General features: G+C 64.3%; 16 protein-coding genes. 6 read left to right on the top strand and 10 right to left on the bottom strand.

Annotation, left to right across the window (positions count from 1 at the left end; genetic code table 11):
- Window positions 1-82: 82 nt before the first annotated feature.
- From AC1DSF_RS02310 to AC1DSF_RS02285, 6 genes are read right to left on the bottom strand one after another with little or no spacing between them, the layout of a single operon-like run.
- On the bottom strand, window positions 83-478 hold the full coding sequence (locus AC1DSF_RS02310) for a RidA family protein (protein WP_478182263.1): 396 nt from the start codon (window positions 476-478) through the stop codon (window positions 83-85).
- Window positions 475-2094, bottom strand: coding sequence for an AMP-binding protein (locus AC1DSF_RS02305; RefSeq protein ID WP_478182262.1), 1620 nt, complete (start codon window positions 2092-2094; stop codon window positions 475-477). Before AC1DSF_RS02305 ends, AC1DSF_RS02310 begins: the two co-directional genes overlap by 4 nt.
- Entirely contained in the window at window positions 2091-3284 is a 1194-nt protein-coding gene (locus AC1DSF_RS02300) for an acyl-CoA dehydrogenase family protein (RefSeq protein ID WP_478182261.1), read from the bottom strand. The genes AC1DSF_RS02305 and AC1DSF_RS02300 overlap by 4 nt, the downstream gene beginning before the upstream one ends.
- A 3-nt stretch (window positions 3285-3287) precedes the next feature.
- Window positions 3288-4142, bottom strand: coding sequence for an enoyl-CoA hydratase family protein (locus tag AC1DSF_RS02295; protein WP_478182260.1), 855 nt, complete (start codon window positions 4140-4142; stop codon window positions 3288-3290).
- The gene (locus AC1DSF_RS02290) at window positions 4139-4615 is read right to left on the bottom strand and encodes a MarR family winged helix-turn-helix transcriptional regulator (RefSeq protein WP_478125095.1); all 477 of its coding nucleotides are present in this window, start codon (window positions 4613-4615) and stop codon (window positions 4139-4141) included. Before AC1DSF_RS02290 ends, AC1DSF_RS02295 begins: the two co-directional genes overlap by 4 nt.
- Entirely contained in the window at window positions 4616-6973 is a 2358-nt protein-coding gene (locus tag AC1DSF_RS02285) for a bifunctional salicylyl-CoA 5-hydroxylase/oxidoreductase (RefSeq protein WP_478125094.1), read from the bottom strand. It abuts the gene before it with no gap.
- Window positions 6974-7080: 107 nt separating this feature from the next.
- Between AC1DSF_RS02285 and AC1DSF_RS02280 the strand changes: the two genes are divergently transcribed.
- Both AC1DSF_RS02280 and AC1DSF_RS02275 read left to right on the top strand, forming a co-directional pair.
- A complete protein-coding gene (locus tag AC1DSF_RS02280) occupies window positions 7081-8349 on the top strand; it encodes a class I SAM-dependent methyltransferase (RefSeq protein WP_478125093.1) in 1269 nt (422 codons plus the stop codon).
- 6 nt (window positions 8350-8355) lie between these two features.
- A complete protein-coding gene (locus AC1DSF_RS02275; RefSeq protein WP_478144192.1) occupies window positions 8356-8679 on the top strand; it encodes a DUF1840 domain-containing protein in 324 nt (107 codons plus the stop codon).
- 122 nt (window positions 8680-8801) lie between these two features.
- Here AC1DSF_RS02275 and AC1DSF_RS02270 read toward each other — a convergent pair whose 3' ends face one another.
- The 4 genes from AC1DSF_RS02270 to AC1DSF_RS02255 are packed head-to-tail and all read right to left on the bottom strand — an operon-like array spanning window position 8802 to window position 12383.
- The gene (locus AC1DSF_RS02270) at window positions 8802-9815 is read right to left on the bottom strand and encodes a Bug family tripartite tricarboxylate transporter substrate binding protein (RefSeq protein WP_478144191.1); all 1014 of its coding nucleotides are present in this window, start codon (window positions 9813-9815) and stop codon (window positions 8802-8804) included.
- 29 nt (window positions 9816-9844) lie between these two features.
- A complete protein-coding gene (locus AC1DSF_RS02265) occupies window positions 9845-10369 on the bottom strand; it encodes a MarR family winged helix-turn-helix transcriptional regulator (RefSeq protein ID WP_478125090.1) in 525 nt (174 codons plus the stop codon).
- Window positions 10366-11367, bottom strand: a complete 1002-nt coding sequence (locus AC1DSF_RS02260) for an alpha-ketoacid dehydrogenase subunit beta (RefSeq protein WP_478125286.1) — start codon at window positions 11365-11367, stop codon at window positions 10366-10368. The genes AC1DSF_RS02265 and AC1DSF_RS02260 overlap by 4 nt, the downstream gene beginning before the upstream one ends.
- A complete protein-coding gene (locus tag AC1DSF_RS02255) occupies window positions 11364-12383 on the bottom strand; it encodes a thiamine pyrophosphate-dependent dehydrogenase E1 component subunit alpha (protein WP_478182259.1) in 1020 nt (339 codons plus the stop codon). The genes AC1DSF_RS02260 and AC1DSF_RS02255 overlap by 4 nt, the downstream gene beginning before the upstream one ends.
- A gap of 185 nt (window positions 12384-12568) precedes the next feature.
- On the opposite strand from AC1DSF_RS02255, the gene xylF reads away from it, so the two are divergent.
- The 4 genes from xylF to AC1DSF_RS02235 are packed head-to-tail and all read left to right on the top strand — an operon-like array spanning window position 12569 to window position 16724.
- Window positions 12569-13591, top strand: coding sequence for a D-xylose ABC transporter substrate-binding protein (xylF, locus tag AC1DSF_RS02250; protein WP_478182258.1), 1023 nt, complete (start codon window positions 12569-12571; stop codon window positions 13589-13591).
- 4 nt (window positions 13592-13595) lie between these two features.
- Window positions 13596-14780, top strand: a complete 1185-nt coding sequence (locus tag AC1DSF_RS02245; RefSeq protein WP_478125087.1) for a sugar ABC transporter permease — start codon at window positions 13596-13598, stop codon at window positions 14778-14780.
- Window positions 14780-15547, top strand: a complete 768-nt coding sequence (locus tag AC1DSF_RS02240; protein WP_478125086.1) for an ATP-binding cassette domain-containing protein — start codon at window positions 14780-14782, stop codon at window positions 15545-15547. The genes AC1DSF_RS02245 and AC1DSF_RS02240 overlap by 1 nt, the downstream gene beginning before the upstream one ends.
- Window positions 15548-15584: 37 nt before the next feature.
- The gene (locus AC1DSF_RS02235; RefSeq protein WP_478144187.1) at window positions 15585-16724 is read left to right on the top strand and encodes an ROK family transcriptional regulator; all 1140 of its coding nucleotides are present in this window, start codon (window positions 15585-15587) and stop codon (window positions 16722-16724) included.
- Window positions 16725-16819 lie beyond the last annotated feature (95 nt).

Below are 16819 nucleotides of genomic sequence, written 5' to 3'. Positions count from 1 at the left end.
AGACCATATTGCGCAGTTTGCAGACCGCACATGGACAGAGCACTCGAGCCCCGCGACTCGCGACGTCCCCAAGTGCTGGTGCTCAGTCAGGCACTACCGCCGTCACTTCGATCTCAACCTTTGCCCGTGATTCGACGAGCGCCGCAACCTGCACGCATGTCATCGCCGGGAAGTTTCTCCCCATGGCCTCGCGGTAGACGGGGCCGAGCTCGCCCAGACGTCGGTTGTATTCGTCCCGATCAGTGACATACCAAGTCATGCGCACCATGTGCTCCGGTCCGGCCCCGGCTTCTCGCAGCACTTCCACGATGTTTCGGAGCGCCAGACCTGTCTGTTGAATGAAGTCGTCCGATTCGAACTGCTGTTGAGCATTCCAGCCGATTTGCCCGCCGACGAAGACCGTGGTTCCACGGGCGGCGACGCCATTGGCATAACCCTTGGGAGGAACCCAGCCGGGAGGTTGGAGAAACTTGATCATGCGAATTGCCTCAATTTGAATCGTTGGAGTTTCCCGGTCTCTGTACGGGGCAGACTTGCCACGAACTCGATCTCTCGGGGGTATTTGAAGGGCGCAATGGTCGCCTTTACGTGGTCTTGCAGTGCCTTGACCATGGCAGCATCGGCGGCATTCCCGGGCTTGAGCACGCAGAAAGCCTTGACGATCATGCCGCGCTCCTCGTCTGGTTTGCCGATGACGCCGCATTCGGCGATGGCCGGGTACTTCAGAAGTGCGTCCTCAACCTCCGGGCCACCGACGTTGTACCCAGCCGTGACAATCATGTCGTCAGCGCGAGACTGATAGAAGAAGTAGCCGTCGTCGTCCTGGATGAATGCATCTCCAGGGTAATTCCATCCGTTTCGCACATAGTCCGCTTGCCGCGCGTCGTCCAGGTAGCGACAACCAACAGGACCGATGATGGCCAGCTTGCCGACCGTTCCTCGAGGAACTTCATTGCCGTGGTCATCGACGATCTTTGCGGTAAAGCCTGCGACAGCTTTGCCAACCGCACCTCGGCGGACCTGATCGCCCGCAGCGGATATGTAGATGTGAAACACCTCTGTCCCCCCAATGCCGTCGAGCATCTCGATGCCCGTGGCCTGCTTCCACAATTGACGTGTGGCGTCGGGAAGGGCTTCGCCGGCGCTGACGCTGATGCGAAGGGTGGGCACGCCGGCAGCCTTGGCGAACGCGGCCATTTGCCGGTAGAAGGTCGGGGCGGTGTAGCTGATGGTCGCGCCGACTGTGCGGATCACCTGGACCATCGATTCCGGCGTGTACGGCGCATCGTGAAAGTACACAGAGGCGCCCGCGTACATGGGGAAGATCAACAGCCCGCCGAGCCCGAAGGTAAAGGCCAAAGGTGGAGAGCCGATGACGATGTCGTCGGTGCGAGCCCGCAATACATGGCGCGGCCAGGTCTCGCACATCGCGAGCACGTCGCGATGCGTGGTGACGGGCGCCTTGGGCTTGCCGGTCGTGCCTGAGGTGAAGGCCAGAAGGGCGATGTCGTCCGCAGAAGTCGGACAGGCGTCGAAGATGCCACTCTTTGCGCCGCTGCGCGCCGACAGCGAATCAGGTGCGTCCGGCTGGTTGAAAGCGACGATCGTCTTCAGCACAGGATGCTGCAACTGCGCGGCTTTGAGTTCGTCCAGCAGCTTTCCATCGCAAAGCGCGACTGTCGGCTGAGACTTCTCCAGGATGTCTCCGAGTTCCTTGGCACGCAACAAGGGCATCGTCGCAACGGCAATCATCCCGGCCTTGACGACAGCCAGCCACGACAAGGCCATCGCAATTGAGTTTCCGCCCCGCAGCAGCACGCGGTTGCCGGGCACAAGGCCGAGGTCTTCGGTCAGCACTTGGGCGATGCGGTTGACTTCGACAGCAGACTCCGCATAGGTCAACGTCCGGCTCGGCGAACGCAGCATCGGATTGTCGGCAATGCCCTTGGAAGCCGCCTTGTCCAGCAGCTCTTCCACCAGATTCAACTGGTCGGGCAACTGAAGCTCGGGCAGGTCATACCTGAAGATCGGTAGCAGGTGCGCTGGCGGGAGCCGGTCATGTACGAAGCGGTCGATCTGCGCGCTTGGAGTCATTTGGCCCTCAATACGGACTTGCCGATGATCAGTTGTTGCACTTCCGTCGCGCCTTCATAGATGCGCAGCGATCGGATGTCGCGATAGAGGCTCTCGACCTTCGTCCCTACCTTGACGCCAAGGCCGCCGTGCATCTGTAGCGCCATGTCGATCACGCGGCTTGCGTTCTCTGTCGCGGTCATCTTGGCCATTGCTGCCGCGGCGGTCAGATCGCCCACTGGAGGCTCGCCCCGGCGTTCGCAGTCGTCACGCATCCAGGCGGCTCGATAGGTCAGCAGTGCGCCTGCGTCGATCAAGGCGGCCATCTCGCCGAGCTTCGCCTGCGTGAGCTGAAAGTCCGCGAGCGTGTGGCCGAACATCTTTCGCTTCTGTGCGTGCTGTACGGCTTCGGAGAGCGCGCGGCGAGCCATTCCGAGTGCAGCGCCGGCAACCGACGCGCGAAAGATGTCGAGCGTGCGCATCGCGAGCTTGAAGCCGCCATTCAGTTCGCCCAGTTGCGCGCTGCGCGGCACCACGCAGCCGTCGAAGCGCAGGGTCGCGAGAGGATGCGGCGCCATCACGTCGATGTGCGCGGACGTGTCGAGCCCGGGAGTCTTTGCGTCGACGATGAAGGCAGTGATTCCGCGAGCGCCAGCTGTCGGATCTGTCTTCGCGAACACGCAGTAGAAGTCGGCGATGCCGCCGTTGCTGATCCAGGTCTTTTCACCGGTCAGCCGCCAGCCATCAGCCGTTTCTTCTGCGCGCATCGCCATCGCACCGACGTCAGACCCTGCTTCAGGTTCGCTGAGCGCGAAGGCGGCGATCTTGTCGCCCCGTCCCACTGGTGCGAGATAGTCCGCATGTTGTGCGGCCGACCCCGCCAGTGTGATGGCCCCGCTCCCCAGGCCCTGCATCGCGAAGGCGAAGTCGGCCAGTGGCGAGTGGAATGCCAGCGTCTCGCGCAGCAACACGAGCGCGCGTGAATCGAGCTTGTCGAGCGCGCCGCCCGACGCAGCGGGCACGCAGAAGCGCAGCCAGCCGGCGCTGCCCAGCCGGCGAACCCAATCGCGGCATGCTGCGCGGTCGTCGCGCTCGTCCACGGACTGCGCGGCGGCCCAAGGCAGAAGCCCGCCCGCGAGTGCGCGGTGTGTCTCCTCGAAAAACGGCAGCGCCAGGTGCGCTGTGGAGGGATCGACAGCAGAAGCGGCCATGAATCAATCTCCTCCGAACACAGGTTTGCGTTTTGCCGAGAAGGCTTCGTAGGCGCGCTTGAAGTCTTCGGTCTGCATGCAGATCGCCTGTGCCTGCGCTTCTGACTCGATGGCCTGGTCGATCGTCATGGACCATTCCTGCGACAGCATGGTCTTGGTCATGCCATGCGCAAAGCTCGGGCCGTCGGCCAATTCGCGAGCCATGGCAGTTGCGGCGCCGACGAGAGCATCGCTTTCGTGCAGCGCGTTGAAGAAGCCCCATGCGTGGCCTTCTTGCGCAGTCATGGCCCGGCCCGTAAAAAGAAGTTCCGACGCGCGTCCCTGGCCGATGACGCGAGGCAAGAGTGCGCAGGCCCCCATGTCAGCGCCCGCGAGGCCGACCCGCGTGAAGAGGAAGGCGGTGCGCGTGCCGGGCGTTCCGTACCGCAGGTCGCAAGCCAGCGCGATCATCGCGCCAGCCCCGGCGCAGACCCCGTCGATTGCTCCGACGATCGGTTGAGGGCAGTGCCGGATCGCCTTCACGAGATCACCCGTCATGCGCGTGAACTCCAGGAGCTCGGGCATGCGCATTCGCGTGAGCGGCCCGATGATTTCGTGCACGTCGCCGCCCGAGCAGAAATTGCCGCCTGCGCCCGTCACGACGATCGCTTTCACGTCCGTGGCGAAGCTCAACGCGCGGAACAGGTCGCGCAGTTCGGCGTATGAGTCGAAGGTCAGCGGGTTCTTGCGCTCCGGGCGGTTGAGCGTGATGGTCCCGACGCCGGTCTCGAAAGACCACGAAAAATGCGTGGCGACATACCCGGCCTTGGGTTCGAACTGCGCGCGCAGGGGACTGTCCGCGCCGATGTAATGCTTCATAGAGCCTCCGCCAATTGATGATGTGAATGTTGCTTGACCTTGCCCAGCAGCTTGTGCAGTTGGGCGATCTCCTTGCCGTTCAGTGCGGCGAAGGCATCGCAGATCCATGCCTCGTGTTGCTGTGCCATTTCATTGAAGAGCTTGCGCCCCCGCGCCGTCAGTCGAACGCGCCAGGCGCGGCGATCGCCCGCGACGTCGACGCGCTCCACGAGCCCTTCCGTGACGAGCTGGTCGGTGATGCCAGTGACGTTCCCGCCCGTCACCATCATGCGGCGCGACAGCTCGTTCATCTTGAGCCCTTCGGGGGAGCGCTCCAGTTGCGACATGAGATCAAAGCGAGGCAGCGTGGTCGCGAACTGCTCGCGCAGTTCATTGCGCACCTGCTTCTCGATGAGTTGAGTGCAAGTCAACAGACGCAACCACAGGCGAAGCTCCTCGGGGTGCTCGCTGTGGGCTCTGGCTTCGAGATCCATCTATTGCTCCTCTTCAGGTATGCGCGGCGCCGCGGCCATCGCAGCCGCGAGTTGCTGCTGCTTTGCAATCTCGCGATACAACTGATCGCGGCCGCTCAGGTATTGCTTAGGCCATTCGATGTCGCGGGTCTGCAGCTTGGCGGTCTCGTGCAATGTCCACGCTGGGTCTGCCAAGTGGGGGCGCGCGATCGCACACAAGTCCGCGCGTCCCGCCGCAATGATGCTGTTGGCTTGGTCGGCGTCTGTGATGGCGCCGACGGCGATCGTCGAAATGCCAACCTCATTGCGAATTCGATCGGCAAACGGCGTCTGGTACATGCGCCCGTACACCGGCTTCGCGGCGCGGGTGGTCTGGCCCGAAGAAACATCGATGAAATCGCTGCCCGCTTCCTTGAAGGCACGTGCAATCACGATGGCGTCGGCGTCGGTATTTCCGCCAGGGGCCCAGTCGTGCGCGGAAATTCGGACGCTCATCGGCCGGTCGGCCGGCCATGCGGCGCGCATCGCGCGAAACACTTCGAGCGGATAGCGCAGGCGGTTGTCGATATCGCCGCCGTACTCATCCGTGCGCAGGTTGGTCAATGGACTGAGAAAAGACGCGAGCAGATAACCATGCGCGCAGTGCAGCTCGAGCCAGTCAAAGCCTGCTTCGGCCGCACGCTTCGTCGATGCGACGAACTGATCCCTCAACAGATCCATGTCCGCGCGCGTCATCTGGGCCGGCAGCTGGTTTTGTTCGCCGTAGGCGAGCGCGCTGGCTGCCAGCAGGGGCCAGTTGCCAGCGGGCAGCGGCTCGTCGGTGCCTTCCCAGCCGACTTGCGTCGAACCCTTCGGGCCGCTGTGGCCCAGTTGCATGCCGATTTTTGCGCTCGACTGCGTGTGGACGAAATCGACGATGCGCTTGAATGCCGCCGACTGCGCATCGTTGTAGAGCCCGGTGCAACCCGGCGTGATGCGGCCTTCGGGTGTCGGGCTCGTCATTTCCACGAACACCATGGCGGCTCCGCCGAGCGCGCGAGCCCCGAGATGAACGAGCAGGAAATCCTGCGGTACGCCATCAACGGCGCTATACGTCGCCATCGGCGAGACGACGATCCGGTTCTTGAGCGTCAACCCCCGGACCGTGAGCGGCATCAACATCGGCGGCAGCGATTTGCCGCCCGATAGCCATTGCTCGTAGCCGCCGAGCCATTTGGTATCGCGCACGCGCAGGTTTTCGTGGCTGATGCGCTGCGATCGGGTGAGCAGCGAGTAGGCAAATTGCTCGATCTCCATGCCCGTATAGCGCGGCACGTTCTCGAACCACTCGGTCGAGTTGCGCGCTGCGTTCTGGATCTTGAGCACCTCCACGCTGCGGCGGGACTCGTAGGCTTCCAACACATCGTCGATGCCGCCGCCGGTGGCGAACTCATTGGCGAGATCGATGGCGTCCTCCAGCGCAAGCTTGGTGCCAGAGCCAATGGAGAAGTGCGCGGTGTGGGCGGCGTCGCCCATCAGCACCACGGGAACGGGCTTGCCGTTGACTTCGATGCGATGCGTCCAATGCTTGCAGACCACGCGCGGGAAGCGGATCCAGTTCGCCGAGCCGCGCAGGTGCGTGGCATTGCTGATGAGTGCGTGGCCGCCCAGGTATTTGGAGAAGAGCCTTTCGCAGAACGCGATCGCTTCGGGCTGCTCCATCTTGTCCAGACCGTGGGCCTGCCAGACGGCCTCGGGCGTCTCGACGATGAAGGTCGACGTCTTGTCGTCGAACTGGTATGCGTGAGCCTGGAACCAGCCATGCTCCGTCTGTTCGAACGCAAAAGTGAAGGCATCGAAGGTCTGATGAGTGCCGAGCCATACAAACCGGCATTGGCGCAGATCGACGTCGGGCTCGTACACCTCCGCATAGCGCTGGCGGATGCGGCTGTTGAGCCCGTCGCTCGCGATCACGAGATCCGCGTTGTACTGCGCCGCCAGCGCTTGGTCATCCGCGACATCGGTTTCGAACACCAGCTTGACGCCGAGCGCCAGGCAGCGTTCCTGCAGGATGTTCAGGAGCCGCTTGCGGCCGATGCCGCAGAAGCCGTGCCCCCCCGACCGGACCTGTCGTCCCTTGAAGAAGACCTGGATGTCGTCCCAATGATGGAACTCGCTGCCGATCAGCGATGCGGTGTCGGGGTCGGCCGCCGCCAGGTTGGCAAGCGTCTGGTCGCTCAGCACGACACCCCAGCCGAAGGTGTCGAACGGGCGGTTTCGCTCGACCACCGTGACGTCGAGGCTTGGCTGCCGGGCTTTCATCAGCAGCGCGAAGTACAGGCCGGCAGGGCCGCCGCCGATGCACAAGACGCGCTGAAGGTTCGGGGTGAAGCTATTCATGGATAAATAGTTTAGACATAAACGATCGGGTGTCAACCCGGGCTGGCCCAGGGGGCGTCGGGGGACCCCAGTTGACGAGCCTCTGCGCGCTCGCAAGAATCAGATACATGCAAAGCCTGATACCGAAGATCGAGTCCCAGCTTTCCACCTTGTCAGTTCCGGTCACGCTGCAACTGCCGGATGGCCGGCAAGTCGCCAAACCCGGCTCACGTGTCACGCTGGCCTTCAACGAATGGTCCGCCCTCGCCAAGCTGGCGGGGCGCCAGATCGGTGCCATTGGCGAGGCGTACGTTGAGGGACGCGTCCAGATCGAAGGCGCGATGCGCGACCTGATCGATGCGGCGGTCGGCCTTCTGCCTGGAAACCCCGCCGAGACCAACACGAGCTGGTGGAGCCGCCTGCAAAGGCGAGCCAAGTCACGCGGCGCGCACTCACTCGGGAAAGACGCCGCGCAGATCCAGTTCCACTACGACGTGTCGGACGACTTCTACGCGTTGTGGCTCGATCCGCGCCGCGTGTATTCGTGTGGCTACTTCCGCGACGCCGACATGACGCTGGCCCAGGCGCAGGAGGCCAAGCTCGATCACATCTGCCGCAAGCTCATGCTCAAGCCGGGCGAGCGCTTTCTGGACATCGGCTCTGGCTGGGGTGGGCTTCTGATGTGGGCGGCCGAGCACTACGGCGTGGATGCCACCGGCATCACGCTGTCCAAGAACCAGCATGCGCACGTGCAGCGGCTGATCAAGGAGAAGGGCCTGGAGGGCCGCGTGCGCGTCGAGCTGCTCGACTATCGCAAGCTCGACGAGGGCAAGCCTTTCGACAAGATCTCGTCCGTGGGCATGTTCGAGCACGTCGGCAGCGCCAACATGCCGACGTACTTCCGGAAGATCAACGCGCTGCTCATGCCGGGCGGGCTGGTACTGAACCATGGCATCACGTCAGGCCAACTCGACTATCAGCAACTCGGCGCCGGCATGGGGGACTTCATCGAGAAGTACATCTTTCCGGGCGGCGAGCTCCTGCACGTGACGCACGTGCTGCGCGAGACTGCCGCCGCGGGGCTCGAGATGGTCGACACCGAGAACCTGCGCCCGCACTATGCGCGCACGCTCTGGGCGTGGTCGGATTCGCTCGAAGCCCAGCTCGACGCGGCCCGCGAAGTGCTCAAGCGCGCCGGAGGACGGCAAGGAGAAAACGCCGAACGCATCCTGCGCGCCTATCGGCTCTACCTTGCGGGATCGGCCATGAGCTTCGAGCAGGGCTGGATCGCGTTGCACCAGATGCTGTCCACCAAGCGGGACGGGAACGTGGAGGCCAGAGCGCTCCGCGGCGCACAATCGGAGTACCCTTTTGTCCGCGATTACATCTACAAGTGAGGATCCATGCTCTATCGTTTCAACTCTCGCGCTACGCCCCCTTTCGTGATGCTCGAAGTCCATGCCCGACAGCTGTTCGACATCATCGGGAAGGCGCCAGCGCCGCAGGGTGTGGTGACCATTGAGCAGATGCCTGCCGCCATTTCGGCCCTGGAAGCGGCCATGGCGCGCGAAGGACGAAACGCCCATAACGCCGACGACTATGCCGTCGAAGGGCACGATGAAGATGCCGAGAAGCAGCACGTCGGGCTGCGCCAGCGTGGGCAGCCGTTGCTGCACATGCTCAAAGAGTCCCTTGCCGATGGCAAGGATGTGACCTGGTCTGTTTGAGCTCGCCCCCAGGCTCGCGCACTTCGTGTCGCTCTCCACCCCCCTGACCGGGGGCAACACCGGCGGCCCGGCGAAGCCGGTTCCGCGGTGTTTCTGGAAGAGGCCTGGCCTCGGCGGATTTTCTAGTCGACTTTTGCGCCGGAGGTTTTGACGACCGCGGCCCACTTGACGTGTTCGCTCTGGATGAGCTTGGCGAATTCGGCGGGGGTGTTGCCGCTGGGGATGGCGCCTTGGGCGACCATCTTTTCCTTGAGGGCGGGGGTGGCCAAAGCCTTGGCGACTTCCTGCTGGATGCGGTTGATGATGTCCGGAGAGGTGCCAGCGGGCGCCAGCAGGCCGAACCATGAACTGGCTTCGTAGCCTTTGAGCGCAGGGCCGCCGACTTCCTCGATGGTGGGCACATCGGGCAATGCTGGAGAACGCTGCGAGCTCGTCACTGCAAGCGCCTTGAGCTTGCCGCCCTTGATCTGCTGCATCGACGAGGGCAGGTTGTCGAACATCACATCGGCATTGCCGCCCACGAGGTCCATCAGCGCGGGGCCCGATCCACGATAGGGAATGTGGATCATGTAGCTGCCCGTCATGCTCTTGAAAAGCTCGCCAGCCAGATGGATCGATGTGCCGCTGCCGCTCGACGCCATGTTGAGCTTGCCCGGGTTGGCCTTGGCATATTTGACGAAGTCGGCCACGTTGTTGATGTTCAGCGCCTTGGCCTTGTCGACGTTCATTTCCATGACGTTCGGCACTGCTGCGACGAGCGTGATCGGTGCGAAGTCCTTGATCGGGTCGAAGGGCATCTTCGGGTACAGCGCACGGTTGATGCCGTGGGTGCCGACGGTGCCCATCAGCAGCGTGTAGCCGTCATTTGCCGATTTCGCGACGATTTCGGCGCCGACGTTGCCGCCCGCGCCCGCACGGTTGTCGACGATGAACTGCTGGCCGAAAGCCTTTGAAAGCTCGGGTGCGACCGCGCGCGCAAGGATATCGGTGGTGCCGCCAGGCGCGAACGGCACGACGATGCGCACGGGCTTGGTGGGCCAGGTGTTGTCGGCGGCAGCGGGGCCGGCGACAACCATGAGCGCGGCGCTTGCAAGCACCGTCAGGGCGCCGCGGCGCGGAAGTGAAAAGAGGGCCATTCGAGTGTTCCTTTGATTCGATTCTGGTTTTACACGTGAAGAGCGCCCACCGTCGCGACTGGAAACCCCGTGCGTCCGGCGCTGCAGCTTCCGGCGACAGAGGCGATCAACCTGTCGAGCGTAGCGTCGAGTTGCTGCAACTCATCGGCGGCGAGCCCTGCGAACAGTTCGGCCTCGCGTTCGTGTGCCTGGACGAGTACCTCGGCATACAGCGCCTTGCCGATACTGCTCAGATGGAGCCGGCTGCGCCGCAGGTCGGTCGGATCTTCATGGCGGTGAAGGCGCTTGTTGCGCTGCAGCCCGGCCAGGGCTCGGCTGACCGCCATCTTGTCGAGCCCCGTCAAGTCGGCGACCTGCGTCGCCGTGAGGCCGGGCCGTGCGCCCAGCACCGCCATCGTGCGCCATTCGTTCAGCGTGAGTTGATGTTGCCGGCCGACGCGCTGCTGAAAGGGCCTCGCCGTCAGGTTCACCACGCGGACCAGCTTGAAGAAGACCGAGTCTCCGGTGGCAGCGATCTGCGGCGCTGGCATGCTGGTGTCCACCGCGGCGTTCATCGCTGCAACTTCCTGGCCGCGTTCACGATCTGGTCGACGCTCACTCGCGATTGCGCCTCCAGCACCGGTGCGTAGCCCACAGGAATACGCGGCGCACCCATCCGCGCGACGCGGCAACCCGTCGCTTCGGCCGCCGTCGCGGCGATCTCCGCGCCAAATCCCGCCGCCTGCACAGCTTCGTGGACCACCAGCAGGCGACCGGTGCGTCCGCACGATGCGAGCACCGTTTCGCGGTCCCAGGGCCAGAGCGTGCGCAGATCGATCAGGTCGACTTCGATGCCGTCGGCTGCGAGCCGGTCACAGGCGGCGATACAGGCTTGCATCTGGCGACTCCAGCTGACCAGCGTCAATGCATTCCCCTGGCGCACGTGCGCAGCCTTGCCAAGTGGCACTTCTTGCGCCTCGTCCACAGGCCCACGTGTGCCCCACAAGGTCTTGTGTTCGATGTAGACCACTGGGTCGCCGCACTGCAATGCCGCGCGCAGGAGCGCATAGTTGTCCTGGGGTGTCGACGGAGTCACCACCACCACGCCGGGCAAGTGCGCAAACCAGGCCTCCAGCGATTGCGAATGCTGTGCCGCCGATGCGTCCCAGATGCCGCCCGGCATCCGCGCCACCAGCGGCACGCGGCCCTGGCCGCCGAACATGAAGCGGTTCTTGGCGGCCTGGTTCACCAACTCGTCCATGCCGCAGAGCGCGAAGTCGACCACGCGCATTTCGACCACCGGACGCAGACCCGCGAGCGCCATGCCGACCCCGGCACCCATGATGGCCGCTTCGGAGATCGGGGTGTCGATCACGCGCTCGCGGCCAAAGTCATGCTGCAAGCCCTTGTACTGGCCGAAGATGCCGCCGCGTCCGACGTCTTCGCCGAGCACGACGACGCGAGGGTCTGCCTCCATTTCGCGGCGCACTGCGAGCACGGCGGCCTCGGCGTAGCTGAGGTCTTGAATCGCCGTCGATGCGGGCAAGCGGTCTCGGGCAATGTCGTTGCTCATATCCATTGGCCCGCTCCGGTGGTCTGCACGTCCGTGAATGCAGCGTCGGCCTTGGGCCAGGGCGCGGCGTCGGCTGCGGCAAGGGCGGCCTCGACCTCGGCGTGCGCTTCGTTCTCGATCGTGTCGAGCGCGGCATGCTCGATGCCCTCGCCAATCAGTCGGCCCCGTGCATGTGCGATCGGATCGGTCTCCAGCGCGGCAGCCAACTCGGCTGGATCGCGGTAGGCGGCAGGATCGACCGATACATGGCCTTTGACCCGATAGGTCAGCGCATGCAAAAGCCGAGGGCCGCTTCCGCTTCGAATTTCCGCGATCAAGCTTCCAGCCGCAGCGTCGACGGCAAACACGTCGTTGCCATCGACCTGCGTCGCCGCGATGTCCATGGCCTCTGCCCGCGCCGAGGCGCCGTCCCCGGCCGTCATCGGCCCGCTCGCGGTGGTGGCGCTCCATCGGTTGTCTTCGCAGACGAACAGCACCGGCAGCTCGTAGACCCGCGCCCAGTTGAGCGCTTCGAGAAAGGGACCGCGATTGATCGCACCGTCGCCGAAGAAGCAGACGGTGATCGCGTTCTTCTTCAGCAGCTTCTGCGCGTGCGCTGCGCCCACAGCAATCGGCAGGCCCGCCGCCACGACGCCGTTCGCGCCCAGCATGCCGACCGAGAAGTCGGCAATGTGCATGGAGCCGCCCCTGCCGCCATTGAAGCCTGTCGCCTTGCCGAAAAGCTCGGCCATCATGCGGCCGAGGTCCGCGCCTTTGGCCAGCGTATGGCCATGGCCGCGATGCGTGGAAGTCAGATAGTCGGCAGCAGTGAGATGCGCGCAGACGCCTGCGGGGACGGCTTCTTGCCCGGTCGAGAGATGCAGCGGCCCGCGCACCTTCGCCGCGCCGGCCGCTTCCTGACCATAGGCGCTGACGCCGCCCTGGCTCGCAGCCTCGGCCGCGTTCTCGAATGCGCGAATGCGCACCATCGTTCGATAGAGCGCTGTGCGCGAGGCGCCCCCATTCCCGGTCTCCATGTGTTCCCCAGCGCACGAACCGCGTGCGTTTCGCCGGAAATCGTATCGAACGTGACGATTAGAGATATAGCGCATTTACCCGCAGGGATAGTCCCGATGGCTGCGCGGCTCCACGGCTGCGATAGTTAGTTCGGCACTCGAACTAACTCGAAGCCAACGAACCACCAAAGCCTGGAGACATGCCCATGAAGCTCGCCCGTACCTTGACCACCCTGGCCTTCGGCCTGACTGCCATCGGCGCTTGCGCCCAGACCGTGGTGGGTGTCAGCTGGTCCAACTTTCAGGAAGAGCGTTGGAAGACGGACGAGGCGGCCATCAAGGCGCAACTGGAAAAGCTGGGCGCGAAGTACGTCAGTGCCGATGCTGGCGGCTCTCCGGAAAAGCAGCTCGGCGACATCGAAGGTCTGATGTCCAAAGGCGCGAAGGCGTTGATCGTGCTGGCCATGGACAAGGACGCCATCCTTCCGGCGGTCAACAAGGCGCTGAAGCAGAAAGTGCCCGTCGTCGCCTATGACCGCCTGATCGAAACGCCGGGCGTCTTCTACATCACCTTCGACAACACCGAGGTCGGCCGCATGCAGGCGCGCGCGGTCTACAAGGTGCAGCCGAAAGGCAACTACGTGATGATCAAGGGATCGCCGACCGACCCGAACGCCAACTTCCTGCGTGCGGGTCAGCAAGAGGTCATCGGCGATGCCGTCAAGAAAGGCGACATCAAGATCGTCGGCGACGAATACACCGACGGCTGGAAGCCCGAGGTCGCCCAGAAGAACATGGAGCAGATCCTGACCAAGGTCGGCAACAAGGTCGATGCGGTGGTGGCATCGAACGACGGCACCGCGGGTGGTGCCGTGGCCGCGCTCTCGGCCAAGGGCATCCGCGGTATTCCTGTGTCGGGGCAGGACGCGGATTTCGCAGCGCTCAACCGCATTGCACTCGGCACGCAGACCGTCACGGTCTGGAAGGATTCGCGCGAGCTCGGCCGCGAAGCCGCCTCCGCCGCGGTTGCGCTGGCGCAGGGCAAGCCCGCGGAAAAGGCGTCCAACTGGAGCGGCGGCGAGAAGAAGGTCGCGATTTCCTCGCGCTTTCTGACCCCGGTGCCCATCACGCGTGACAACCTGGATGTCGTCGTGAAGGAGGGCTGGATCAAGAAGGACGAGCTCTGCAAGGGCGTCCCCGCCGACAAGGCTCCTGCCGCATGCAAGTAACGCGATGAGTTCTCCCGGGTTCTGGCGCCGCACGGGCGTCGACCTCCGGCTGCTGCTGATGTGCTTGCTGCTGGTGGTCATGGCGATCGTGTTCAACATGCTCTCGGGCGGGGTGTTTCTCTCGCCCGAGAATCTCTACAACATTGCGCAGCAGACGGCAGTGGTGGGCATCGTGTCCACCGTGATGGTGCTGATCATCGTGGCGCGCCACATCGATCTGTCGGTGGGCTCCGTGATGGGCTTCGTCGGCGTGCTGGTGGCTTACCTGCAATACACGGCCGGTTGGTCCTGGCCGGCGGCGAGTCTTGCGGGACTTGCCGTCGCGTTGCTGGTGTCGCTGTACCAGGGCGGACTCACTGCGGTGCTGGGCGTGCCTTCTTTCGTAGTGACGCTTGGCGGACTCATGTCATTCCGCGGCGCGGCGTTCCTGGTCGCGGACGGCAAGACGCAGCCGGTCAACGACGAGTTCTTCCAGCGGTTGGGCGGCGGCTACGACGGCGGCATCGGCACGACGGCAACGTGGGTGCTGGCCGTGGTCGTCGGCGTCATCTTTTTTGCACGCATGTGGCAAAAGCGTCGTGCGCGGCAGCGTCACGAGATGCCGGTGGAACCGCTCTGGATGGACCTGCTGCTGACCGCCGTGCCCGTCGCCGTCGTCTTCGCCTTTTCGGCCACGATGAACAGCTACCAGATCTCGTCGAAGACGGAGCCGCAAGGCATGCCCATTCCGGTGCTGATCTGGGCTGCGGTCGCGGTGGTGCTGTCATTCATCGTGCATCGAACGCGCTTCGGCCGCTATGTGTTCGCCATGGGCGGCAACCCGGATGCGGCGGCGTTGGTGGGCATTCCGGTCAAGCGTGTGACGCTGATGCTCTTCGCGCTGCTTGCGGTGCTGGTCACCATTGCGGCGATCGTTTCCATCGCGCGCCTCAACGCCGGCACGAATTCGCTCGGCACAGGCATGGAGCTCTACGTCATCGCCGCGGCAGTCATCGGCGGCACTGCGCTGGCAGGCGGCAGCGGCTCGATCTTCGGATCGGTTCTTGGCGCACTGATCATGCAATCGCTGGACAGCGGCATGCTGCTGCTGGATGTGCCCATCGGCAAGCGCATGGTGATCATCGGTCAGGTGCTGATCGTCGCTGTCGTATTCGACGTGCTCTACCGCAAACGCTTCGGAGAGAGCTGATGACCACGAACCCACCCTTGGTCGAACTGCGCGACATCCACAAGGCCTTTGGCGGCGTGAAGGCCGTCGACGGCGTGAGCGTCAACCTGCATCCCGGCGAAGTCGTCGCGCTGCTTGGCCACAACGGCGCAGGCAAGTCGACGCTCATGAAGATGCTGGCGGGCGCCTACCCAATCGATTCGGGCGACACACTGATCGCAGGCGAGAAGGTCACCATCCGCACGCCTTCCGAAGCGCAGGCACAGGGCATCGAGTCCATCTACCAGACGCTCGCGCTGGCGGACAACCTCGATTCGGTCGCCAATCTCTTCCTTGGCCGCGAGAAGCTCACGCCATGGCGCACGCTCGACGATCACTTCATGGAAGGGCAGGCGCGCAAGGTCTTCCAGCGCCTGAACAAGAACTTCACCAACATCCGCGTGCCGGTGCGGCGCCTTTCGGGCGGTCAACGGCAGGTGGTGGCGATATCCCGGGCGCTGTATTTCAACGCTCGCATCCTGATCATGGACGAGCCCTGCGCGGCCCTCGGGCCGGAGGAAACGGCCATGGTCGGCGCGCTGGTGAAGCAACTCAAGGCTGACGGCGTGGGGATCTTTCTCATCACGCACGACATGCCCGACGTGTTCGGGCTCAGCGACCGGGTCGCCGTGATGAAGAACGGCCGGCTGGTGGGCACCTACCGCACGGCCGACGTGACCGAGGACGAAGTGCTCGGGATGATCATCGCGGGCAAGCGCCCCGAAGGAAAGGAGCAGGCGCACCGGTGATTTGCCACACGAGTGGGCGAACCTTGGGGGTGAGTTCATGATCGGCGATCAGCAACTGGTCAAACGCATCAATCGCAGCGTGCTGCTGCGCCTGGTGCGGGCGCAGCCGGGTCTGTCGCGCGCCAGGCTGGCGGCAGAGAGTGGCCTCACCAAGTCGACCGTGAGCCTGCTGGTGCGCGAACTGCTCGACGATGGCTGGCTCGAAGAGGCTGGCGCGCCCGTTGTCGATGGCCTCGGGCGCCCGTCGACACCGCTGCGCATCAACGTCGGCGTGCGAGCGTTGATCGGCGTCGAGATCGCCGTCGAAATCGTGCGCGTGGTGTGCGTCTCGTTGCAGGGCGACGTTCTCCATGCCGATGCGCAGTCGCTCGACGACCACTCACCGCCGGCAGTCTGTGCGCAGGTGGCGCGCATGGTTGCCGCTGCGCACCGGCATCTGCTGGCATCGGGCCTGAGGCCTTCGGGCATCGGCGTGGGTGTTCCGGGTGCTGTGCACGACCCGACGGGCGTGGTGCGCTTTGCGCCCAATCTGGGTTGGCGCAACGTGGACCTGTTGCCGGGACTCACCGGCGCTCTCGCCATCGAAGGCGTCTCCGGGATCGCCGTGCAACTGCAGAACGATGCGGACGCAGCGGTGCTCGGTGAATATGAGTTTTCGCCAGGCGAGGGCGAAGATCCCCTGGTCTATGTGAGCTGCGACGTCGGCGTGGGTGCCGGCATCGTGTTGAACGACCGGCTGTTCATCGGCGCACAAGGCATGGCCGGTGAGATCGGGCATACGGTGCTGCAGATCGATGGACCGCGCTGTTCGTGCGGCCGGAGGGGCTGTGCCGAAGTCTTCCTCGGTTCGCGCGTGCTGGAGCGCAGTGCTGCCGATCGCGAACGTGCGGCGGGTTTCCTCGGTGTGCTGCTCCAGAACCTGTGGGTCACCTTCGAGCCGCGTGCGATCGTTGTCGGTGGCAAGTCGTGCCAGGCGCATCCGGACTTCCTGCGCGGCGCGATCGACACCGTGAAGCGCTACGCCGAAAGCGCCGGCATCCCTCCGCCGGTCGTGCGCGGAGTGCGCTATGGCGAATGGACGCCGGCCATCGGCGCCGCAGCGCTCGCACTGCACGAACACCTGCGGCCGCTGCATCCGAACACCGAAGCCCGGCGCGAACGCGCGGCGGCGGGCTGACGACTTCACGCGGAGCGGCTACTCGGTACTCGGGTATTGGGGGTCTAGGGAAATCCCGAGGATGTACAAAGCTGCCAAGAAGACGATCCTTCGTC

This window comes from Variovorax sp. 01N429 (assembly GCF_056399425.1).
The sequence above is the reverse complement of the archived record's forward strand: the minus strand, read 5'-3'. Positions and strand labels throughout refer to the sequence as shown.